Raw genomic sequence first — 19,977 nt, 5'->3', positions numbered from 1 at the left:
CCAGACTGTTTGCCCCGGCTCGTCTGGCCGGGGGGGCGCACGACGATACCGGAGCTGGATCAGCCCTTAATGGTCGTGGTTTTGGTGGAAGTTGCACGCACGGCGACACCAGCCTTGGCGGCGGGCGTGGAGTTCAGGATGAACGCGAGGGCGTGAAACATGGGTTGCAATTGTACCGGATACCGTTGTGTTGCCAGCTTACATTTCGGGCAGCCCACAGCAAGCTGCCCGAATTCAGTGTCAACTGCCTCAGTCAAGCGCCTTGACGACAGCTTCGCCCATCTCGCGCGTGCTGACCTTGGTGGTACCTGCGCTGTAGATGTCGGCCGTGCGCAGGCCTCGCTGCAGGACCTTCTGCACAGCCGCCTCAATGCGCAGGGCAGCCGCTTCCTGGTTCAGGCTAAAACGCAGCATCATGGCCGCGCTCAGAATAGTTGCTAGCGGGTTGGCAATACCCTTGCCAGCGATGTCCGGAGCGCTGCCGTGGCTGGGTTCGTACAGCCCCTGGTTCTTGCTGTTGAGGCTGGCCGAGGGCAGCATGCCGATGGAGCCGGTGAGCATGGAGGCTTCATCACTGAGGATGTCGCCGAACATGTTTCCGGTAACCAGCACGTCAAACTTCTTGGGCGCCTTGACCAACTGCATGGCGGCGTTGTCCACCAGCATGTGGTCGAGTTCCACATCCGGGTATTGTTTGCCGATTTCGACCATCACATCCTTCCAGAGCTGGGAGGTTTCCAGCACGTTGTTCTTGTCGACACTGGTGACGCGCTTGCTGCGTTTCTGGGCAGCCTGGAAGGCGACGTGGGCAATGCGTTCGATCTCGGGGCGGCTGTAGCGCATGGTGTCAAAGGCTTCTTCCGCGCCTGGGAAATGGCCGTCGGTGGCGACACGGCGGCCACGTGGTTGGCCGAAGTAGATATCGCCGGTCAGCTCACGGATGATGAGGATGTCCAGGCCGGCAATCAACTCGGGCTTGAGGCTGGAGGCGCCCACCAGTTGCTCGTAGCAGATGGCCGGGCGGAAATTGGCAAACAAGCCCAGGTTTTTGCGCAGGCCCAGAATGGCTTGCTCGGGGCGCAAGGGGCGGTCGAGCTTGTCGTATTTCCAGTCACCCACGGCGCCGAACAACACGGCATCGGCCTCCTTGGCCAACTTGAGCGTGGACTCGGGCAGGGGATGGCCATGCGCCTCGTATGCGGCACCACCCACCAGGGCGGTTTCCATTTCAAAGGAAAGGTCCAGGGCGTTGAGGACCTTGACGGCCTCAGCCACGATTTCGGTGCCAATGCCATCGCCTGGCAGTATTGCAATCTTCATGCGTATTCCTGTTTATGTAAGAGAGTAGGCGCGTTCCACTTTGGCGACGCGCGTTTCGTAATGTTCATACCAGCGTTGGCGTCCGGTTTCCTGCGCAATGCGGTGCTCTGCGTGGCTCTTCCATGCGCGAATGCTGGCCTCGTCCTGCCAGTAGGACACCGTGATGCCAAAGCCTTGCGCGTCCCGTGCACTTTCCGCGCCCAGAAAGCCGGGCTGGCCCATGGCCAGCTCCACCATCCGTTCGCTCATCGCGTCATAGCCGTGATCACCCGGAGTACGCAGGGACGAAAAAATCACCGCGTAATAGGGTGGCTTGGGCAGCTTGGCAAAACTGGAGGAGCTCATGCCGTTCAGCTCACCATGCTGCGGGCCAGCCAGGGTTTGGTTGCCAGACGCTGGTTTTCAAAGGCCTTGATCTTGTCGGCATGGCGCAGGGTCAAGCTAATGTCGTCAAAACCGTTGAGCAGGCAGTACTTGCGAAAGGCCTGCACTTCGAACGGAATTTCGTCGCCTTGCGGCTTGACGATGACCTGACGCTCCAGATCAATGGTCAGCTGGTAGCCGGGAAATGCCAGCGCTTCATGGAACAACTGGTCCACCTGGGCTTCTGTCAGCACGATGGGCAGCAGGCCGTTCTTGAAACTGTTGTTGAAGAAGATATCGGCGTAGCTGGGCGCAATGATGGCCCGAAAGCCAAACTGGTCCAGCGCCCAAGGCGCGTGTTCGCGCGAGGAGCCGCAACCAAAGTTCTTGCGGGCCAACAGAATCGAGGCACCCTGGTAGCGCGGCTGGTTCAGCACAAAGTCCGGGTTGGGCTTGCGGCTGGCAGGGTCCTGGCCGGGGTAACCAGCATCCAGGTAACGCCATTCGTCAAACAGATTCTGACCAAAGCCGGTCTTGCGGATGGACTTGAGAAACTGCTTGGGGATGATGGCGTCGGTATCCACGTTTTCGCGGTCCATAGGGGCCACCAGGCCTTTGTGTACGGTGAAGTTTTTCATTTTTGTGCAGCGCCTTCAATTTTTTCGCCAACCTTCTTCAGGTCCTGGCCCATGCCTTTGACGGTGTTGCAGCCGGAGACGAGCAGCAATCCGGCCACCATGTAGAGTGAGAGGAATCGTTTCATGGATGCTCCTTAGCTGAACTTGCGCACATCGACGAAATGGCCGTGAATGGCAGCTGCGGCCGCCATGGCCGGACTGACCAGATGCGTGCGGCCACCGGCGCCCTGGCGCCCTTCGAAGTTGCGGTTGCTGGTAGAAGCGCAGCGCTCACCGGGTTCGAGCCGATCGGCATTCATGGCTAGGCACATGGAGCAACCGGGCTCGCGCCATTCAAAACCTGCCGCCTTGAATATCTCGTGCAGACCTTCGCGTTCAGCCTGCTCCTTCACCAGACCGGAGCCTGGCACGACCATGGCCAGCTTGATGTTTTTGGCCACTTTTTGGCCCAGGCTCTTGACCACCGCGGCGGCTTCGCGCATGTCTTCGATGCGGCTGTTGGTGCAGGAGCCGATGAACACCTTGTCGACAAAGATGTCGTTGAGCGGTTTGCCGGGTTCCAAGCCCATGTAGGTCAGTGCGCGCTCGATGGCCCCGCGCTTGTTGACGTCTTTCTCCTTGTCGGGGTCGGGCACGCTGCCATCAATACCCAGCACCATTTCAGGCGAAGTGCCCCAGGTGACCTGAGGAACGATACGCGACGCGTCGAGTTCCACCACCGAATCAAAATGGGCACCCGCATCGGTATGCAGCGTCTTCCAGTAGGCAACGGCCTGGTCCCACTCGACAGCCGCTGCAGCTTCATTGGCGGCATTGGCTCCGGGAGCCAAAGGACGCCCCTTGATGTAGTCGATGGTCTTTTCATCCACTGCAACCAGACCGGCACGTGCACCGGCTTCAATCGCCATGTTGCAGACGGTCATTCGGCCTTCCATGCTGAGGGCACGGATGGCAGAGCCTCCGAATTCGATGGTGTAGCCGGTGCCGCCGGCAGTGCCTATCTTGCCGATGATGGCCAGCACGATGTCCTTGGCGGTACAGCCCTTGGGTAACGCGCCTTCCACCTTGACCAGCATGTTCTTGGCCTTCTTGGCCAACAGCGTCTGGGTGGCCATGACGTGCTCCACTTCGCTGGTGCCAATGCCGTGCGCCAGAGCGCCAAAGGCACCATGGGTGGAGGTGTGGGAGTCACCGCACACCACGGTCATGCCAGGCAGGGTCGCGCCGTTTTCCGGACCGATGACGTGCACGATGCCCTGGCGTTTGGACAGGAAAGGGAAGTACGCCGCAGATCCAAATTCCTGGATGTTGTGGTCCAGTGTGGTGACCTGTTCTTTGCTGGTGGGGTCGGTGATGCCGTCATAGCCGCGCTCCCATCCGGTGGTGGGCGTGTTGTGGTCGGCCGTAGCGACGATGGAGCTGACGCGCCATACCTTGCGGCCGGCCTCGCGCAGGCCTTCAAAGGCCTGGGGGCTGGTGACTTCGTGCACCAGATGGCGATCTATGTACAGGATGGAAGTGCCATCGTCCTCGGTGTGGACGACATGCTCGTCCCAGAGTTTGTCGTACAGCGTTCGACTCATGCGTTGTCCTTTGAATGGGTGCAAAGGTGCTATCGTGCACCTGTTTTTAAACTGGTACAAGAAGTCTATTTATCCTGGTATAAATTTCACCATGACCCGATCTGACCCCCGTGCTTTGCTAGGCGCCTTCATTCGTGCACACCGTGAACGTCTGCCGGTTCCCGCCAAGGTGGCTGGGCGCAGGCGCACACCGGGCTGGCGACGGGAGGAGTTGGCCGAGGCCACCGGAGTGGGCGTGACCTGGATCACCTGGTTGGAGCAGGGGCGGGACGTGTCTGCATCGCCTGCGGCCCTGGCCCGGCTGTCCGACGCATTGCATCTGAACCCGGCAGAGCGCGCCTCCTTGTTTGATCTGGCGGGACGGCGCGACCCGACGGAGCCAATGCAACCGCATACTGAATTGCCCGCGGAGGTATTGACCTTGCCCGGTCTGTTCCAGGTGCCCGCTTACTTGTTGGATCATCTGTGGACTGCGCGGGCCTGGAACGCGGCTGCATCCCAGTTGTTCATCGGCTGGCTCGACGATGGGCGGGACAGAAATCTGTTGCGCTTTGTGTTTCTTTCACCTGAGGCCCAGACACTGATAGCCGATTGGGCGGAGCGGGCACAACGTCTGGTGGCCGAGTTCCGATCCGATTTCAGCCGGCGCCCGCGGGACGCTGCGATGCAGGCGCTGATTGATGAACTGTCCTCCAATAGCCCGCTGTTCACCAGGATGTGGCGTGAGCAGGCGGTGCTGCACCGGGAAGGGGGAGAGCGTGGATTCATGGCCGCTGACGGTAGGCGCATCCTGTATCAACAGACTACGCTATTGGTGGCGTCTCAGACCGAATGCAAGCTGGTGTGTCTGGTGCCCGTGGCGCCAACGTAAATCCAATGGGAACGCCCATGAAAAAGCCCGCCGACGTTGCCGTGCGGCGGGCTTCAGGGGCAGGCTGATCAGCGTTGGCCGATGGGCAGCACGTCGCGACGTGCAGAGCCGGTGAACAGCTGACGGGGACGACCGATCTTGTACTCGGGGTCACCGATCATTTCGTTGAGCTGGGCGATCCAGCCCACGGTACGGGCCAGTGCAAAGATGGCGGTGAACAGGCTCACAGGGATGCCGATGGCGCGCTGCACGATGCCAGAGTAGAAGTCCACGTTCGGGTAGAGCTTGCGCTGCACGAAGTAGTCGTCTTCCAGGGCAATCTTTTCCAGCGCCATAGCCAGCTTGAACAGAGGATCGTTTTCCAGACCCAGAGCCGTCAGCACTTCCTTGCAAGTCTCTTGCATCAGCTTTGCGCGCGGATCGTAGTTCTTGTACACGCGGTGACCAAAGCCCATGAGCTTGACGTTGGAGCTCTTGTCCTTGACCTGGTTCATGAACTCGCCGACCTTGGCCACGCCGCCCATGCGCTGGATGTCTTCCAGCATGTTCAGGCAGGCTTCGTTGGCGCCACCGTGGGCAGGGCCCCACAGGCATGCCACGCCGGCTGCAATGGCAGCAAACGGGTTGGTGCCGGAAGAACCGCACAGGCGCACGGTGGAGGTGGAGGCGTTTTGCTCGTGGTCCGCGTGCAGGATGAAGATGCGGTCCAGGGCGCGTTCGATCACGGGGTTGACCTCGTAGTCTTCGCAGGGCGTGGCAAACATCATGTGCATGAAGTTGCCAGCGTAGCTCAGCGAATTCTTGGGGTACATGTAGGGCTGACCTGCGCTGTACTTGTAGGCCATGGCAACCAGGGTCGGCATCTTGGCAATCAGACGGATGGCCGAGATTTCGCGGTGCTCCGGATTGTTGATGTCGGTGCTGTCATGGTAGAACGCAGACAGGGCGCCGACCAAGCCGGTCATGATGGCCATGGGGTGCGCGTCACGACGGAAGCCGCGCAGGAAGAACTGCATCTGCTCATTGACCATGGTGTGCTGGGTCACGCGGCGGGTGAAGTCGGCCTTGCCGGCTGCGTTGGGCAGGTTTCCGTACAGCAGCAGGTGGCAGGTTTCCATGAAGTCACAATTCACGGCCAATTGTTCGATGGGGTAGCCGCGGTACAGCAGCTCACCCTTGTCACCGTCGATGTACGTGATGGCGGACTGACACGATGCCGTGGACAGAAAGCCCGGATCGTAAGTGAACATGCCGGTCTGGGCATACAGCTTGCGGATGTCGATCACATCCGGTCCCACCGATCCTTGATAGACCGGCAAGTCCACGCTGGGGGCGCCGTTACTGAACGACATCGTGGCTTTGTTGTCAGCTAGTTTCATCTTTCGCCTTTCAGAGAGGTTCTCTCAACATTTTTAAAACTTCACGCACATCTTCGGTGTCGAGTTGGGCGTCCACCTGCGACAGCGATTTCCGTGCCAAATGCACATCCAACAAATCGTTGTCGCTCAATTCCATCAGTGCACCCAGCGCATCCGCCTGGCGGACGGTGAGCGTGGCACCGAACCGCTTAAAGAAGCGTTCGATGAACAGGTCGTTTTCCAGCAAGCCACGGCGGCAGCGCCATTGCAGCTTGCTAAGAGCCCGTTCATCAATGAGGGTTGCTTGGGTCACTGCAATCCTTAGACGGTACGCTGGACCATCATTTCCTTGATCTTGCCGATGGCCTTGGTGGGGTTCAGACCCTTGGGGCAGACTTCGACACAGTTCATGATGGTGTGGCAGCGGAACAGACGGTATGGGTCTTCCAGGTTGTCCAGCCGTTCAGCCGTGCCTTCGTCACGGCTGTCGGCCAGAAAGCGGTAGGCCTGCAGCAGACCGGCAGGGCCGACGAACTTGTCTGGGTTCCACCAGAAGCTCGGGCAGCTGGTGGAGCAGCTGGCGCACAGAATGCACTCGTACAGGCCGTTGAGCTCTTCACGCTCTTCGGGGCTTTGCAGGCGTTCCTTTTCAGGCGGAATGGTGCCGTTGATCAGGTAGGGCTTGATCGAGTTGTACTGCTTGAAGAACTGCGTCATGTCCACGATCAGGTCGCGGATCACGGGCAGGCCGGGCAGGGGCTTCAAGACAATCTTGCCAGGTAGCGTGCGCATGTTGGTCAGGCAGGCCAGACCGTTTTTGCCATTGATGTTCATGGCGTCCGAACCGCAGACGCCTTCGCGGCAGGAGCGGCGGAAGGAGATGCTGGGGTCAATCGCCTTGAGCTTCATGAGGGCGTCAAGCAGCATGCGCTCGTGGCCGTCGAGTTCCACCTCGATGTCCTGCATGTAAGGCTTGGCATCCTTGTCCGGGTCGTAACGGTAAATGGAGAAAATGCGTTTGGTCATATTCGTGATCTCGCTTCAGTGGCGCTTTAGAACGTGCGGACTTTGAGTGGCACGGAGTCCACAGTCAAAGGCTTCATCTGGACGGGTTTGTAGGACAGGCGGTTGCCTTCGCTGTACCACAGCGTGTGCTTGTGCCATTCCTTGTCGTTGCGACCATTGGGGAATTCGGCGGAGTCGGCGTAGTCGTCCACAGTGTGGGCGCCACGGCTTTCATGACGGGCAGCGGCAGACACGATGGTGGCCTGTGCGGCTTCGATCAGGTTGTCGACTTCCAGCGCTTCAATGCGAGCCGTGTTGAACACCTTGGACTTGTCCTTGAGGTTGATGGCACCCACGCGCTTGCGCAGTTCGGCCACCTTGACCACGCCTTCATCCATGCTCTTTTGGGTACGGAACACGCCAGCGTGCTGCTGCATGGAGGCGCGGATGTCGTTGGCCACATCCTGGGCGTATTCGCCGCTGGACGCATTGTCCAGACGCGAGAGGCGTTCCAGCGTGCGGTCTGCCGCATCCTTGGGCAGGTCCTTGTGTTCCTTGCTGGTCTTGTTGAATTCAACAATGTGGTTGCCCGCAGCTCGGCCAAACACCAACAGGTCGAGCAGGGAGTTGGTGCCCAGGCGGTTGGCGCCATGCACCGACACGCAGGAGCATTCGCCCACGGCGTACAGACCGTTGACCACATGGCTATTCACATCGCCCTTTTGCACGACCACCTGGCCATTGACATTGGTGGGGATGCCACCCATCTGGTAGTGGATGGTGGGCACCACAGGGATCGGCTCCTTGGTGATGTCCACATTGGCGAAGTTGTGACCGATTTCGAACACAGAGGGCAGGCGCTTCATGATGGTCTCGGCGCCCAGATGGTCGAGCTTCAGGAGCACGTGATCCTTGTTCGGGCCACAGCCGCGGCCTTCCTTGATTTCCTGGTCCATGGAGCGGGACACGAAGTCGCGCGGAGCCAGATCCTTCAGCGTAGGTGCATAACGTTCCATGAAGCGTTCACCATTGCTGTTGAGCAGAATGGCGCCTTCGCCACGGCAGCCTTCGGTCAGCAGCACGCCAGCACCGGCCACGCCGGTGGGGTGGAACTGCCAGAACTCCATGTCTTCCAGCGGGATGCCAGCACGAGCGGCCATGCCCAGGCCGTCACCGGTGTTGATGAAGGCGTTGGTAGATGCGGCAAAGATGCGGCCTGCGCCACCGGTAGCCAGCAAGGTGGTCTTGGCTTGCAGAATGTGTACGTCACCGGTTTCCATTTCCAGTGCCGTCACGCCCACCACGTCGCCCTCAGAGTCGCGGATCAGGTCCAGTGCCATCCACTCGACAAAGAAGCTGGTCTTGGCCGCAACGTTTTGCTGGTACAGGGTATGCAGCATGGCGTGACCGGTACGGTCAGCGGCTGCACACGCACGCTCCACGGCCTTTTCGCCGTAGTTGGCGGTGTGGCCACCAAACGGACGCTGGTAGATCGTGCCGTCAGGATTGCGGTCGAACGGCATGCCCATGTGTTCCAGGTCATACACGACCTTGGGCGCTTCGCGGCACATGAATTCGATGGCGTCCTGGTCGCCCAGCCAATCGGAACCCTTGACGGTGTCGTAGAAGTGGTAGTGCCAGTTGTCGTCGTTCATGTTGCCCAACGATGCACCAATACCACCTTGGGCGGCAACCGTGTGCGAACGGGTGGGGAATACCTTGGACAGAACAGCAACGTTCAGACCTGCGCGGGCCAGTTGCAACGATGCGCGCATGCCGGAGCCGCCTGCGCCGACGATAACGATGTCAAATTTTCTTTTGGTAACTTGGTAAGCCATGAGTGAGTGCCTAAGTGTGTGGGGCTTGTAAGGTGCGGATGGCGTGGGCGATCAAACGCGCCACAGGACCTGGATGGCCCAGCCGGCACAGCCGACCAGCCAGACAATGGACAGAACCTGCAAGGTCAGTCGCACGGCCACAGGTTTCACGTAATCCATCCAGATGTCGCGGATGCCAACCCAGGCGTGGTAGAGCAGGGCGATGATGACCACAAAGGTCAGGAACTTCATGCACTGGCCGGAAAAAATGCCAGCCCATTTGTCGTAGCCCATGGGGCCCTTGTTGAAGATCACCTGTTCCAGCAGGATCAAGGTGAACAGGGCCATCAGGGTTGCGGTGACACGTTGGGCCAGCCAGTCGCGCAGACCGTAATGTGCGCCGACGGCGAGGCGTTTGGAACCGTAGTTAACTGCCATTTGTGTTTCCTTGTTTGATTTTGCGGGAGATCAGTACAGACCGAACAGCTTGGCTCCCAGTACTGCGGTCAACAGCAGGGATACGGCCAGAACCGTCAGGGCAGAAGAGCGGCCGAATTGCTTGGTCACGGCGTCGTGGTTGATGTCCATGAACAAGTGGCGAATGCCGGCGGCGAAGTGATGCAGGTAGGACCAGATGATGGCCAGAGCAACCAACTTGATGAACCAACCGGGAAGAAAACCGACACCTGCGGCGAACACGTGGGTGAAGCGCGCAAAGGAAAATTCGGACGACACAGACGCATCAAACATCCAGATGATGAAAGGCATCAGCACAAACAGAATGGCACCACTGACACGGTGCAGAATGGAAACAATGCCTGCAGGAGGGAGTTTGTAGGAGGGGAGATCAGTGAGGGCGTTGATGTTGCGAAATTCAGGTCGTTGCGTGCGGCCGGACGATGCGAGGTCAGTCATGAATTGCTTTCTTTTAGGGGGATGTAACGGCTGTGTAATTATGACGCGAAGAAGCAAAATTCTATTGCACCGCATCATTCTGACATTGGACTTGCATGCCTGCACTCAATTCAATGTGTTTTGGTAGTAGTGCGTATCGGTCAGGTACAGACCGCGACGCAATTCCATTGCAACATCGTTGTAGGTGTAGGCAATTCGTTCAACGCTGAGCAGCGGAGTTTGCGCGCTAATCTTTAGCAAAGTGCATTGCTCAACATCTGGCAGGACTGCGCGGATTTTTTCGTCTGCACGCACCATGCGAACACCAAACTCGGTCTCGAACAAAGCGTACATCGGCCCTTGGTGCGCGCGCAGACGGTCTGCCGTCAATCCTTTGAACGTTGCTCCCGGCAACCACAGGTCCTCCAGAATGGTGGGTACCGACGCAAAGGAAAGGACCCTGCGCACTTGCAGTACCGACTCTCCCTGGCGGATGGCCAGCGCCTTGGCGACCTCGGCCGTCGCGCGTACACGCTTGCAGTCCACGATCTGGCGCTGTGCCGGGCCTTCGCTTTGCATGTTTCCGCTGTTGGGTATCAGGCGCAGGAATCGGTAGCGCACCTGCTGCTCGGCGTGCGTTGCGACAAATGTACCTTTGCCCTGACGGCGCACCAGCAGGTTTTCCGCTGCCAGTTCATCGATGGCTTTGCGGACCGTGCCCTGGCTGACCTTGTAGCGCACTGCCAGGTCCATTTCGCTGGGAATCGCAGCGCTGGGTTTCCACTCGCCGGCCTGCAGGCTTTGCAGGATCAATGTCTTGATTTGCTGGTACAGCGGACTGAAAGCAGGCGTGGAAACAGCGGGCATCGCAGCGACGCCTTCGGTGAGGCTGCTCAGAGCTTCGCTATCGCTGGAATGGTCTGCGGTGGTCATCAAAAGATCGCGTAAAACGGGGTTCGATGTCAGTCTCGAGTCAGCCTGGAAATTTCCCCAATCATATCTTATATAAGACATAAGACAAATTGACGAAAACCTGTGTTCAGGGGTACACTCGCAGGCAATCTGCAGGGCTCAAACCGTGTTGCTTGGGTTCTGGGCAGTTTCTGTTTAATAACCTTCCTGGAGTACCACCATGAGCAAAAAGCCTGTTCGCGTAGCCGTCACCGGGGCCGCTGGCCAAATCGGATATGCCCTCTTGTTCCGCATCGCTTCCGGCGAAATGCTGGGCAAGGACCAACCCGTCATTCTGCAATTGCTGGAAGTGCCGGTTGAAGGCCCACAAAAGGCGCTCAAGGGCGTGATGATGGAGCTGGACGATTGCGCTTTCCCCCTGTTGGTGGGCATGACTGCGCACAGCGATCCCATGACCGCATTCAAGGATGCCGACTACGCTCTGCTGGTTGGCTCGCGTCCCCGCGGTCCCGGCATGGAACGTGCCGAATTGCTGGCGGTGAATGGCGCCATCTTCACGGCACAAGGCAAGGCACTCAATGCAGTGGCCAGCCGCAATGTGAAGGTGCTGGTGGTCGGCAACCCCGCCAATACCAATGCCTACATTGCCATGAAGAGCGCTCCTGACCTGCCACGCAAGAACTTCACCGCCATGCTGCGCCTGGACCACAACCGTGCGGCCAGCCAGATCGCAGCCAAGACCGGCAAGGCCGTGGCCGATATCGAAAAACTGACGGTGTGGGGCAACCACTCTCCCACCATGTACGCCGACTACCGTTTCGCCACCATCAATGGTGAAAGCGTTGCCGCCATGATCAATGACCAAGAGTGGAATGCCAACACCTTCCTGCCCACCGTGGGCAAGCGCGGTGCTGCCATCATCGAAGCGCGCGGTCTGTCTTCTGCAGCGTCTGCGGCCAACGCCGCCATCGACCACATGCGTGACTGGGCCCTGGGCACCAACGGCAAGTGGGTCACCATGGGTATTCCGTCTGACGGCCAATATGGCATCCCCAAGGATGTGATGTTCGGCTTCCCCGTTACCTGCGAAGGTGGTGAATACAAGGTGGTTGATGGTCTGGCGATCGACGAGTTCAGCCAGAAGTGCATCGACAAGACGCTGGCCGAACTGATCGGCGAGCAAGACGGCGTTAAGCACCTGCTGTAAGAGCCGCTTGTGAGCACTGCGCCGGACCAACCCAAGCTAGCTCGCACCGTAGTGCGACGTGCGAAGGTGTTTCCGTGAGCGGTGTCGGGCTGACCAAGCCCTCTCTTCATCCGCGCGAAGTGCTGTTGGGTGCACAGGGTGCCAGCGGCTTCCTGCCGGTGTGCGACCACTACAGCGGCGTGGAAGCGCGGATGAAGAAAAGCCTGCAGCTGCAGGCTGAGATGTCGGAGGAGTTCGGTGCCTGCATGTTTGACGTTACGCTGGACTGCGAAGACGGCGCCCCTGCAGGCGCTGAAGTCGAGCAAGCCCACTGCGTCGTGGTCTTGGCCAACGCTGCGTTGGCCGGATCGCGTTCGCAACATGTGAGGAATCGGGTTGGGGCGCGTCTGCATGCGGTGGACCACCCGTCTTTTGATTCGGATGTCGCCATTGTGGCTGCAGGTGCTGCAGCGTCGCTGGCCTACGTCATGATCCCCAAAGTGGAGTCGGTTGCGGACGTGGATATTGCGGTTGCGGCAATCGATGCTGCGGTAGGCGACAAACGCCAGTCCCCGTTACCACTGCATGTGCTGATTGAGTCCCCTGCAGCGGTGCAGCGCGCATTTGAAATCGCGGCCCACGCCCGGGTGGAGTCGGTCAGTTTTGGCCTCATGGACTTTGTCTCTGCGCATGGTGGTGCGATTCCATCCACGGCAATGGGCGTGCGCAGCGATCAGGACGCGGTGACGCTGGACCAGTTCCATCACCCTTTGGTGGTGCGTGCCAAGCTGGAAATCGCCTCGGCGTGCCATGCCTCTGGAAAGGTTCCGTCGCACTGCGTGGTGACCGAGTTTCGCGACCGCAGGGCGTTGGAACAGGCGGCGCGCGTGGCGGCGAACGCTTTTGGCTATACGCGCATGTGGAGCATTCATCCCGACCAGATCCGACCGATTCTCAAGGCCTTTTCGCCGACTGAAGCAGAAGTGGAACTGGCATGCAACATCGTTCTGGAAGCCGCGCGTCAGGAATGGGCGCCGATCTCCATGGCAGGAAAGTTGCATGACCGCGCCAGCTATAGGTACTTCTGGCAGTTGCTAGAGCGTGCAAACCAGACGGGGTGTACTCTGCCAGACGAGATGCATGCCTATTTTTCGACCGATTTGTCGCTTGCCAGCTGAGTGGATGGCAGGCCACGTTAGAAACCCATTTAGTTACCAATGAAGGAGTGTCGAGTATGTTGAAGTCTTACCGTGAACATGTGGCAGAACGTGCCGCACTGGGTATTCCCCCGCTGCCGCTGTCGGCCAAGCAAACGGGCGAATTGATAGAACTCCTGAAGGCTCCGCCGGCCGGCGAAGAAGCCACATTGGTGGAACTGATCACGCATCGCGTTCCCGCCGGTGTGGATGACGCTGCCAAGGTCAAGGCCAGCTATCTGGCTGCCGTGGCCCACGGCACCGAAAAGTGTTCGCTCATCAGCCGTGAACGCGCCACCGAGTTGCTGGGCACCATGCTGGGCGGCTACAACATCAGCCCGTTGGTAGACCTGCTGGATGACGCAGCAGTTGCTCCCCAGGCTGCCGAAGGCCTCAAGAAGACTCTGCTGATGTTTGACCAGTTCCACGACGTCAAGGAAAAGGCGGACAAGGGCAATACCTTCGCCAAGGCCGTGCTGCAAAGCTGGGCTGATGCCGAATGGTTTACCAGCCGTCCCGAAGTACCCAAGTCCATCACGGTGTCCATTTTCAAGGTCACGGGTGAGACCAACACCGATGATCTGTCTCCCGCCCCCGACGCCTGGAGCCGCCCCGACATTCCGTTGCACGCTCTGGCCATGTTGAAGAACAAGCGCGACGGGATTACGCCTGAAGAAGACGGCAAGCGCGGCCCCATCAAGTTCATTGAAGACCTGCGCGCCCGTGGCAACCTGGTGGCCTACGTGGGTGATGTGGTCGGTACCGGCTCTTCCCGCAAGTCCGCAACCAACTCGGTGCTTTGGTTCACTGGCGAAGACATTCCTTTTGTGCCCAACAAGCGCTTTGGCGGCGTTTGCCTGGGTACCAAAATCGCTCCCATTTTCTACAACACCATGGAAGATGCGGGCGCGCTGCCTATCGAGCTGGATGTGAGCCAGATGAACATGGGTGACGTGGTCGAGCTGCGTCCGTACGAAGGCAAGGCTTTCAAGGATGGCAAGGAAATCGCTTCTTTCCAGGTCAAGAGTGAAGTGCTGTTTGACGAAGTGCGTGCTGGCGGCCGTATCCCCCTGATCATTGGTCGGGGTCTGACCGCCAAGGCGCGTGAAGCCCTGGGCCTGAAGCCATCCACGCTGTTCCGTCTGCCACAGAATCCTGTAGATACCAAGAAAGGCTTCAGCCTGGCCCAGAAGATGGTTGGCCGTGCCTGCGGTCTGCCCGAAGGCCAAGGCGTGCGCCCCGGTACCTATTGCGAACCCAAGATGACATCGGTGGGCTCTCAGGACACGACCGGTCCGATGACCCGCGATGAGCTCAAAGACCTGGCGTGCCTGGGCTTCAGCGCAGACCTGGTGATGCAGTCCTTCTGCCACACGGCGGCGTACCCCAAGCCGGTGGACGTGAAGATGCACCACGAACTGCCTGAGTTCATCAGCACACGTGGTGGTATTTCCCTGCGTCCTGGTGACGGCGTGATCCACAGCTGGCTCAACCGCCTGCTGCTGCCCGATACCGTGGGCACCGGTGGCGACAGCCACACCCGTTTCCCCATCGGAATCAGCTTCCCGGCCGGCTCCGGTCTGGTGGCTTTTGCTGCAGCCACCGGCGTGATGCCACTGGATATGCCGGAGTCTGTGCTGGTGCGTTTCAAGGGCAAGATGCAGCCCGGCGTTACCCTGCGCGATCTGGTCAATGCGATTCCTCTGTACGCCATCAAGTCTGGTTTGCTGACGGTTGAGAAGAAGGGCAAGAAGAACATCTTCTCCGGCCGTATTCTGGAAATCGAAGGCCTGCCCGATCTGAAGGTGGAACAGGCATTTGAATTGTCCGATGCATCCGCAGAGCGCTCTGCCGCAGGCTGTACCGTGCACCTGAACAAGGAGCCGATCATCGAGTACATCAACAGCAACATCACCATGATGAAGTGGATGATTGCCAATGGCTACTCCGACGCCCGTACCTTGGTTCGCCGCATCGCGGCACAGGAAGCCTGGCTGAAGAACCCCGAATTGCTCAAGGGCGACGACGATGCCGACTACGCGGCCGTCATTGAAATCGATCTGGCCGATATCCATGAACCTATCGTGGCATGCCCCAACGATCCCGATGATGTGAAGACATTGTCGGAAGTTGCCGGCGCCAAGATCGACGAAGTGTTCATCGGCTCCTGCATGACCAATATCGGCCACTTCCGTGCAGCGTCCAAGCTGATGGAAGGCAAGCGCGACATCCCTGTCAAGCTGTGGATTGCACCGCCCACCAAGATGGATGCCAAGCAGCTCAGCGACGAAGGCCATTACGGCGTTCTGGGTGGAGCTGGCGCCCGCATGGAAATGCCGGGCTGCAGCCTGTGTATGGGCAACCAGGCGCAGGTGAAGGAGGGCGCTACCGTGTTCTCAACCTCCACCCGTAACTTCCCCAACCGTCTGGGCAAGAACAGCAACGTGTATCTGGGCTCCGCCGAACTGGCTGCCATCTGCTCCAAGCTGGGACGCATTCCGACCAAGGAAGAGTACCTGACCGACATGGGGGTGCTGACTGCTGCGAGCGACAAGGTGTACCAGTACCTGAACTTTGACAAGATCAGTGACTACACTGACTCTGCTGCTACTGTGAAGGATAGTGTGACCGCCTGATAGCGTCACATTCCGGATGAAGCCCTGTGGTTTTGCCACAGGGCTTTTTTCATGGTGGAGGCTGCGTTGGATAATTACGCATGAACCTCATCAGCTCCATCCCCCTTTCCGTACAGGCCATTCTTCTGCTGGTTGCCAGCAATGTTTTCATGACGTTTGCCTGGTACGGGCATTTGAAGAATATGGCCAATGCGCCCTGGTACATGGCCGCCCTGGTCAGCTGGGGAATAGCGCTTTTCGAGTACCTGCTGCAGGTACCGGCCAACCGAATTGGATTTCAGCAGGCCGGCTTTCAGGTGGCTCAGCTCAAGATCATCCAGGAGGTCATCACATTGGCGGTCTTCGTGCCGTTTGCCATGGTGTACCTCAAACAACCTTTCAAGCTGGACTTCCTCTGGGCTGGTCTGTGCATGGTCGGCGCCGTTTACTTTATCTTCAGGGGCCATTGAGATCGCAAGCGCAGGCTTCCCTGGGGCGGTTAAACTCCTGTCTGTAGCAATATTGTCAAATATTTGACATATTTTTCTGTCAGGAGTTATTGATGCTGTTTGGAAAGCTTTTGCCCCGTGAGGGCAATTTTTTTGAAATGTTCAATCAGCATGCAGATCGCATTGTTGAGGCAGCCCAGGCTTTCTCCAAGCTGGTTGCGAACTACAGTGACCTGAGTCTGCGGGACAAGTACAACCAGGAGGTGGATAACGCCGAGCGCGCCGCCGACCGCGTCACGCATGAATGCAACAAGGCCATTCACGTGACCTTCATCACGCCGATTGACCGCGAGCAGATCCACTCGCTGATCAACACCATGGATGACGTGGCGGATCTGATCCAGGACTCCGCTGAAACCATGGCTTTGTACGACGTGCGCCACATGACGGAAGAAATCGTACGTCTTACCGATTTGAGCGTGAAGTGCTGCGAACGCCTGCGCGACGTGGTCAAGTTGTTGGAGCATATTGCCGATCAGTCCACGGCCGAGGCGGCACTGAAGACCTGTGAAGAAATCGACCGCCTGGAGTCTGATGCCGACCGTGTCATGCGCACGGCCATGAGCAAACTGTTTCGCGAAGAGCCCGATGTGCGAGAAGTCATAAAGCTCAAGGCCATCTACGAGCTGCTGGAAACCATCACCGACAAATGTGAAGACGTGGCCAATGTGATCGAGGGCATCATCCTCGAAAACTCCTGACCCTCCAAGCGGATTTCAGGTCATGGAACATGTACAGACAGCCCTTTGGGTGGTGATGCTGCTGGTTGCGCTGGCGTTTATTTTCGACTTCATGAACGGTTTTCACGATGCGGCCAACTCCATTGCTACCGTCGTTTCCACCGGTGTTTTGAAGCCGGGTCAGGCCATTCTGTTTGCGGCCTTCTTCAACTTTGTGGCGATTTTCGTATTCCACCTGAGTGTGGCGGCCACAGTGGGTAAAGGCATTGTGCAACCCGGTGTGGTGGATACCCATGTGGTGTTCGGCGCATTGGTGGGCGCCATCAGTTGGAATGTCATCACTTGGTATTACGGAATTCCCAGCAGTTCTTCACATGCGCTGATCGGCGGCATTGTGGGAGCAGTGATTGGAAAATCGGGTGCTGGTTCTCTGGTGGCAGCCGGCATCTGGAAGACCGTGGTGTTCATTTTTGTGTCGCCCCTGCTGGGATTTGTTCTGGGCTCGTTGATGATGGTCATAGTGGCCTGGACCTTCAGGCGCATGCGGCCTTCGAAAATCGACAAGTGGTTCCGCCGGTTGCAGCTGATTTCGGCTGGTGCCTATAGCCTGGGCCACGGCGGCAACGATGCACAGAAGACCATTGGCATTATCTGGATGCTGCTGATCGCAACTGGTTATGTTTCAGCCACCGATACCTCGCCTCCCACTTGGGCCATTGTGTGCTGCTACATGGCCATTGGTGCCGGCACCATGTTCGGTGGATGGCGCATCGTCAAGACCATGGGTCAGAAGATCACCAAACTCAAACCGGTAGGCGGCTTCTGCGCCGAAACCGGTGGGGCGCTGACATTGTTCCTGGCCACCGCCATTGGCGTGCCGGTGTCCACCACCCACACCATCACTGGAGCCATTGTTGGTGTGGGCTCCACCCAGCGTGCCAGCGCCGTGCGTTGGGGTGTGGCTGGCAACATCGTGTGGGCCTGGGTGCTCACCATTCCCGCCAGCGCATTTGTGGCAGCGATTGCTTACTGGATCAGCCTGCAGGTATTCTGAAGCTGGCTGAGGAGGCTGTCTTTCCAGCATCCTCTGCCTGGTATTCAAAGTAGCGCTGGAAGCTGAAGGCAATGCTCGACAGCAACACTGTGGCTCCCAGCAGCAATGCCACAATTACGCCGGCAACCGTGAGCCAGCCGGATTGACCAGCCGGGTCAGTGGTTTCCAATCCCGGGTTGAAGCGCGTATTCCACTTTTCCGACTCCATCAGGCCGTACATGATGGCGGTCAGGGACGTGACCGCGACGCTCAACCCAATCCAGGGTATCAATAGCCAGCTCAGGTGGTCGTCTAGTCCCAGTTCACGGGCGCGCATGACGCCATAGCCACCAACCAGCGTGGGCAGCAACAACGTCCAGGACAGGCGATCGAAACGCCCTGCGGTATAAAGTCTGTGCAGGCCCAAGGGACCGGCAACCAAGGTGAGCCAGACTGCAATGGTTTTGTTTCTCATGGCGCGGGCGCCGTGCTGTCGCCCAATCCCAGGCTGCGCTCCATCAGAACCACATCCAGCCAGCGATCAAATTTCCAGCCACAGCTGCGCATCACGCCAATGTGGGTGAATCCGCAACTGCGGTGCACGCCAATGGAGCCCAAATTTTGTGAGTCGCCAATGACCGCCAGCATTTTGCGTACACCCGCACGCTCTGCCTGCGCCATCAGTTCGGTCAGCAGCAAACGCCCGTAGCCTTTGCCTGCGGCGTCCGGGGCTAGGTAAATGGAGTCTTCCGCAGAGAAGCGATAGGCCGGGCGCGGCTTGAACCAGTTGCAATAGGCAAAGCCCCGAACGATGGAGTTTTCTTCCAAAACCAGATAGGGCAGATTCCTGGCGAGGACATCGGCCCGGCGTCCTGCCATTTCCTTTTCTTCAGGGGGTGTGGTCTCGAAAGTGCCGGTTCCATTCAGCACGTGATGGCGGTAAATGGCCGTGATGACAGGTATGTCGTTCTCAGTAGCGGGTCGAATGGTGGTCATGAACACAGAAAAAGATATAATGGAAGGCTATTCGAAGTGTCACTGGCCGGGTGGCCAGTTGCGTGTCTCAAACTTTGAATTTATTGGCCGGATATTTTTGTCGGTCACCCAAAGGATAAACCATGGTCGTCATTCGACTCTCTCGCGGTGGTGCAAAAGCACGCCCATTCTTCAACATTGTTGTGGCAGACAAGCGCACCCGTCGTGACGGACGCTTCATCGAGCGCATCGGTTTTTACAACCCGATCGCCACTGCCAACGAGGAAAGCATCCGCATTGCGCAGGATCGCCTGACCTACTGGCGCGGTGTGGGTGCGCAAGCTTCCCCTACGGTGGAACGCCTGATCCTCCAAGCTGCCAAAAAAGCAGCTTGATGTCTCCTGAGAATGGGGGTGTCGTTTGATGCCCTCGTTTTCCACTCCTCCACGCCCCATGCTTGCCGGACTCGAATCTGCTGAAATGCCAGCAGATGCCATCGAGGTGGGAAGAATTGCGGATGCGTGGGGTATCAAGGGCTGGTTCAAGGTATTGCCCTATAGCGCAGACCCGGAAGCGCTGTTCTCCTCCAAGCGTTGGTTTTTGTTGCCCACAGAAAAAGGTGCCAAAACCTTTGAGGGGTGCGTACGCTTGGTCATCAAAGAAGCCAAGGAGCACTCGGACTCCGTCGTAGCGTCGGCGCAGGATGTGCCGGACCGCACCGCTGCGGAGGCCTTGCGTGGCGCACGCATATTTGTTCCCCGCGCCAGTTTCCCCACGGCAGCTGCCGATGAGTATTACTGGGTAGATTTGCTGGGTCTGGATGTCGTCAATCGCCAGGATGAGCCACTGGGAACCGTGCGCGAACTGTTGTCGACCGGACCACAAACCGTGCTGGTGCTGGAATACCTGGAAGAAGGCAAACCCAAGGAACGCATGATTCCCTTTGTGTCGGCCTATGTAGATGATGTGGATCTGTCAGCACGGCGCATCCGTGTCGACTGGCAGACTGACTACTGACGTTC

23 protein-coding genes are annotated in these 19,977 nt (G+C 58.5%); 9 read left to right on the top strand and 14 right to left on the bottom strand.

Annotated features, from left to right (window positions below; genetic code table 11):
* Positions 1-249: 249 nt before the first annotated feature.
* From leuB to leuC, 5 genes are read right to left on the bottom strand one after another with little or no spacing between them, the layout of a single operon-like run.
* Positions 250-1,320, bottom strand: a complete 1,071-nt coding sequence (gene leuB / locus AC1RMF_RS09050; RefSeq protein ID WP_342616896.1) for a 3-isopropylmalate dehydrogenase — start codon at positions 1,318-1,320, stop codon at positions 250-252.
* Between the two features lie 12 nt (positions 1,321-1,332).
* Positions 1,333-1,665, bottom strand: a complete 333-nt coding sequence (locus AC1RMF_RS09045; protein WP_342616897.1) for an antibiotic biosynthesis monooxygenase family protein — start codon at positions 1,663-1,665, stop codon at positions 1,333-1,335.
* 5 nt (positions 1,666-1,670) lie between these two features.
* A complete protein-coding gene (leuD, locus tag AC1RMF_RS09040) occupies positions 1,671-2,321 on the bottom strand; it encodes a 3-isopropylmalate dehydratase small subunit (RefSeq protein ID WP_493141192.1) in 651 nt (216 codons plus the stop codon).
* Positions 2,318-2,446 carry an entericidin A/B family lipoprotein gene (locus AC1RMF_RS09035; protein WP_342616899.1) on the bottom strand — a complete coding sequence of 43 codons (129 nt, stop codon included), beginning with the start codon at positions 2,444-2,446 and terminating at the stop codon, positions 2,318-2,320. Before AC1RMF_RS09035 ends, leuD begins: the two co-directional genes overlap by 4 nt.
* Before the next feature lie 9 nt (positions 2,447-2,455).
* Positions 2,456-3,904, bottom strand: coding sequence for a 3-isopropylmalate dehydratase large subunit (leuC, locus tag AC1RMF_RS09030; RefSeq protein WP_342616900.1), 1,449 nt, complete (start codon positions 3,902-3,904; stop codon positions 2,456-2,458).
* Positions 3,905-3,995: 91 nt separating this feature from the next.
* Here leuC and AC1RMF_RS09025 point away from each other — a divergent pair, with 91 nt between their 5' ends.
* Positions 3,996-4,775, top strand: coding sequence for a helix-turn-helix transcriptional regulator (locus AC1RMF_RS09025; protein ID WP_342616901.1), 780 nt, complete (start codon positions 3,996-3,998; stop codon positions 4,773-4,775).
* 68 nt (positions 4,776-4,843) lie between these two features.
* Here the strand turns inward: AC1RMF_RS09025 and gltA are convergent, their stop codons facing one another.
* From gltA to AC1RMF_RS08990, 7 genes are all read right to left on the bottom strand, one after another.
* Positions 4,844-6,154: a citrate synthase gene (gene gltA / locus AC1RMF_RS09020; protein ID WP_342616902.1), complete on the bottom strand. Its 1,311-nt coding sequence runs from the start codon at positions 6,152-6,154 to the stop codon at positions 4,844-4,846.
* A 10-nt stretch (positions 6,155-6,164) separates the two neighbouring features.
* Complete coding sequence (locus tag AC1RMF_RS09015) at positions 6,165-6,446, bottom strand: FAD assembly factor SdhE (protein WP_342616903.1); 282 nt, start codon at positions 6,444-6,446, stop codon at positions 6,165-6,167.
* An 8-nt stretch (positions 6,447-6,454) separates the two neighbouring features.
* A complete protein-coding gene (locus AC1RMF_RS09010) occupies positions 6,455-7,159 on the bottom strand; it encodes a succinate dehydrogenase iron-sulfur subunit (RefSeq protein WP_342616904.1) in 705 nt (234 codons plus the stop codon).
* 26 nt (positions 7,160-7,185) lie between these two features.
* Complete coding sequence (gene sdhA, locus AC1RMF_RS09005) at positions 7,186-8,976, bottom strand: succinate dehydrogenase flavoprotein subunit (protein ID WP_493141191.1); 1,791 nt, start codon at positions 8,974-8,976, stop codon at positions 7,186-7,188.
* A gap of 51 nt (positions 8,977-9,027) precedes the next feature.
* The gene (gene sdhD, locus AC1RMF_RS09000) at positions 9,028-9,393 is read right to left on the bottom strand and encodes a succinate dehydrogenase, hydrophobic membrane anchor protein (RefSeq protein ID WP_342616906.1); all 366 of its coding nucleotides are present in this window, start codon (positions 9,391-9,393) and stop codon (positions 9,028-9,030) included.
* Between the two features lie 30 nt (positions 9,394-9,423).
* Positions 9,424-9,870 carry a succinate dehydrogenase, cytochrome b556 subunit gene (sdhC, locus tag AC1RMF_RS08995; RefSeq protein WP_342616907.1) on the bottom strand — a complete coding sequence of 149 codons (447 nt, stop codon included), beginning with the start codon at positions 9,868-9,870 and terminating at the stop codon, positions 9,424-9,426.
* A 105-nt stretch (positions 9,871-9,975) separates the two neighbouring features.
* Entirely contained in the window at positions 9,976-10,716 is a 741-nt protein-coding gene (locus AC1RMF_RS08990) for a GntR family transcriptional regulator (protein ID WP_342621119.1), read from the bottom strand.
* A gap of 265 nt (positions 10,717-10,981) precedes the next feature.
* Between AC1RMF_RS08990 and AC1RMF_RS08985 the strand changes: the two genes are divergently transcribed.
* From AC1RMF_RS08985 to AC1RMF_RS08960, 6 genes are all read left to right on the top strand, one after another.
* Complete coding sequence (locus AC1RMF_RS08985) at positions 10,982-11,968, top strand: malate dehydrogenase (protein ID WP_342616908.1); 987 nt, start codon at positions 10,982-10,984, stop codon at positions 11,966-11,968.
* Positions 11,969-12,057: 89 nt separating this feature from the next.
* On the top strand, positions 12,058-13,125 hold the full coding sequence (locus AC1RMF_RS08980; RefSeq protein WP_342621120.1) for an HpcH/HpaI aldolase/citrate lyase family protein: 1,068 nt from the start codon (positions 12,058-12,060) through the stop codon (positions 13,123-13,125).
* 56 nt (positions 13,126-13,181) lie between these two features.
* Positions 13,182-15,779, top strand: a complete 2,598-nt coding sequence (gene acnB / locus AC1RMF_RS08975; protein WP_493141190.1) for a bifunctional aconitate hydratase 2/2-methylisocitrate dehydratase — start codon at positions 13,182-13,184, stop codon at positions 15,777-15,779.
* 80 nt (positions 15,780-15,859) lie between these two features.
* Positions 15,860-16,228 carry a DMT family protein gene (locus AC1RMF_RS08970; RefSeq protein WP_342616910.1) on the top strand — a complete coding sequence of 123 codons (369 nt, stop codon included), beginning with the start codon at positions 15,860-15,862 and terminating at the stop codon, positions 16,226-16,228.
* A 92-nt stretch (positions 16,229-16,320) separates the two neighbouring features.
* The gene (locus AC1RMF_RS08965) at positions 16,321-16,968 is read left to right on the top strand and encodes a DUF47 domain-containing protein (RefSeq protein ID WP_342616911.1); all 648 of its coding nucleotides are present in this window, start codon (positions 16,321-16,323) and stop codon (positions 16,966-16,968) included.
* A gap of 22 nt (positions 16,969-16,990) precedes the next feature.
* Positions 16,991-18,001, top strand: a complete 1,011-nt coding sequence (locus AC1RMF_RS08960) for an inorganic phosphate transporter (RefSeq protein ID WP_342616912.1) — start codon at positions 16,991-16,993, stop codon at positions 17,999-18,001.
* Here the strand turns inward: AC1RMF_RS08960 and AC1RMF_RS08955 are convergent.
* The gene (locus AC1RMF_RS08955; RefSeq protein ID WP_342616913.1) at positions 17,982-18,455 is read right to left on the bottom strand and encodes a hypothetical protein; all 474 of its coding nucleotides are present in this window, start codon (positions 18,453-18,455) and stop codon (positions 17,982-17,984) included. The two genes, AC1RMF_RS08960 and AC1RMF_RS08955, sit on opposite strands and share 20 nt — an antisense overlap.
* Complete coding sequence (locus AC1RMF_RS08950) at positions 18,452-18,976, bottom strand: GNAT family N-acetyltransferase (RefSeq protein ID WP_493141189.1); 525 nt, start codon at positions 18,974-18,976, stop codon at positions 18,452-18,454. Before AC1RMF_RS08950 ends, AC1RMF_RS08955 begins: the two co-directional genes overlap by 4 nt.
* A gap of 122 nt (positions 18,977-19,098) precedes the next feature.
* On the opposite strand from AC1RMF_RS08950, the gene rpsP reads away from it, so the two are divergent.
* Entirely contained in the window at positions 19,099-19,350 is a 252-nt protein-coding gene (gene rpsP / locus AC1RMF_RS08945; RefSeq protein WP_342616915.1) for a 30S ribosomal protein S16, read from the top strand.
* Between the two features lie 58 nt (positions 19,351-19,408).
* The gene (gene rimM, locus AC1RMF_RS08940) at positions 19,409-19,972 is read left to right on the top strand and encodes a ribosome maturation factor RimM (protein WP_342616916.1); all 564 of its coding nucleotides are present in this window, start codon (positions 19,409-19,411) and stop codon (positions 19,970-19,972) included.
* Positions 19,973-19,977: the final 5 nt, after the last annotated feature.

The organism is Rhodoferax sp. GW822-FHT04A08 (genome assembly GCF_058801025.1).
This window is presented reverse-complemented; position numbering and strand designations above follow the sequence as displayed.

Excerpts from the sequence above, each read along its gene's own strand:
- leuB (WP_342616896.1), bottom strand. The coding sequence starts at position 1,320 with ATGAAGATTGCAATACTGCCAGGCGATGGCATTGGCACCGAAATCGTG.
- AC1RMF_RS09045 (WP_342616897.1), bottom strand. The coding sequence starts at position 1,665 with ATGAGCTCCTCCAGTTTTGCCAAGCTGCCCAAGCCACCCTATTACGCG.
- leuD (WP_493141192.1), bottom strand. The coding sequence starts at position 2,321 with ATGAAAAACTTCACCGTACACAAAGGCCTGGTGGCCCCTATGGACCGC.
- AC1RMF_RS09035 (WP_342616899.1), bottom strand. The coding sequence starts at position 2,446 with ATGAAACGATTCCTCTCACTCTACATGGTGGCCGGATTGCTGCTCGTC.
- leuC (WP_342616900.1), bottom strand. The coding sequence starts at position 3,904 with ATGAGTCGAACGCTGTACGACAAACTCTGGGACGAGCATGTCGTCCAC.
- AC1RMF_RS09025 (WP_342616901.1), top strand. The coding sequence starts at position 3,996 with ATGACCCGATCTGACCCCCGTGCTTTGCTAGGCGCCTTCATTCGTGCA.
- gltA (WP_342616902.1), bottom strand. The coding sequence starts at position 6,154 with ATGAAACTAGCTGACAACAAAGCCACGATGTCGTTCAGTAACGGCGCC.
- AC1RMF_RS09010 (WP_342616904.1), bottom strand. The coding sequence starts at position 7,159 with ATGACCAAACGCATTTTCTCCATTTACCGTTACGACCCGGACAAGGAT.
- sdhA (WP_493141191.1), bottom strand. The coding sequence starts at position 8,976 with ATGGCTTACCAAGTTACCAAAAGAAAATTTGACATCGTTATCGTCGGC.
- sdhD (WP_342616906.1), bottom strand. The coding sequence starts at position 9,393 with ATGGCAGTTAACTACGGTTCCAAACGCCTCGCCGTCGGCGCACATTAC.
- sdhC (WP_342616907.1), bottom strand. The coding sequence starts at position 9,870 with ATGACTGACCTCGCATCGTCCGGCCGCACGCAACGACCTGAATTTCGC.
- AC1RMF_RS08990 (WP_342621119.1), bottom strand. The coding sequence starts at position 10,716 with ATGCCCGCTGTTTCCACGCCTGCTTTCAGTCCGCTGTACCAGCAAATC.
- AC1RMF_RS08985 (WP_342616908.1), top strand. The coding sequence starts at position 10,982 with ATGAGCAAAAAGCCTGTTCGCGTAGCCGTCACCGGGGCCGCTGGCCAA.
- acnB (WP_493141190.1), top strand. The coding sequence starts at position 13,182 with ATGTTGAAGTCTTACCGTGAACATGTGGCAGAACGTGCCGCACTGGGT.
- AC1RMF_RS08970 (WP_342616910.1), top strand. The coding sequence starts at position 15,860 with ATGAACCTCATCAGCTCCATCCCCCTTTCCGTACAGGCCATTCTTCTG.
- AC1RMF_RS08965 (WP_342616911.1), top strand. The coding sequence starts at position 16,321 with ATGCTGTTTGGAAAGCTTTTGCCCCGTGAGGGCAATTTTTTTGAAATG.
- AC1RMF_RS08960 (WP_342616912.1), top strand. The coding sequence starts at position 16,991 with ATGGAACATGTACAGACAGCCCTTTGGGTGGTGATGCTGCTGGTTGCG.
- AC1RMF_RS08955 (WP_342616913.1), bottom strand. The coding sequence starts at position 18,455 with ATGAGAAACAAAACCATTGCAGTCTGGCTCACCTTGGTTGCCGGTCCC.
- AC1RMF_RS08950 (WP_493141189.1), bottom strand. The coding sequence starts at position 18,976 with ATGACCACCATTCGACCCGCTACTGAGAACGACATACCTGTCATCACG.
- rpsP (WP_342616915.1), top strand. The coding sequence starts at position 19,099 with ATGGTCGTCATTCGACTCTCTCGCGGTGGTGCAAAAGCACGCCCATTC.
- rimM (WP_342616916.1), top strand. The coding sequence starts at position 19,409 with ATGCTTGCCGGACTCGAATCTGCTGAAATGCCAGCAGATGCCATCGAG.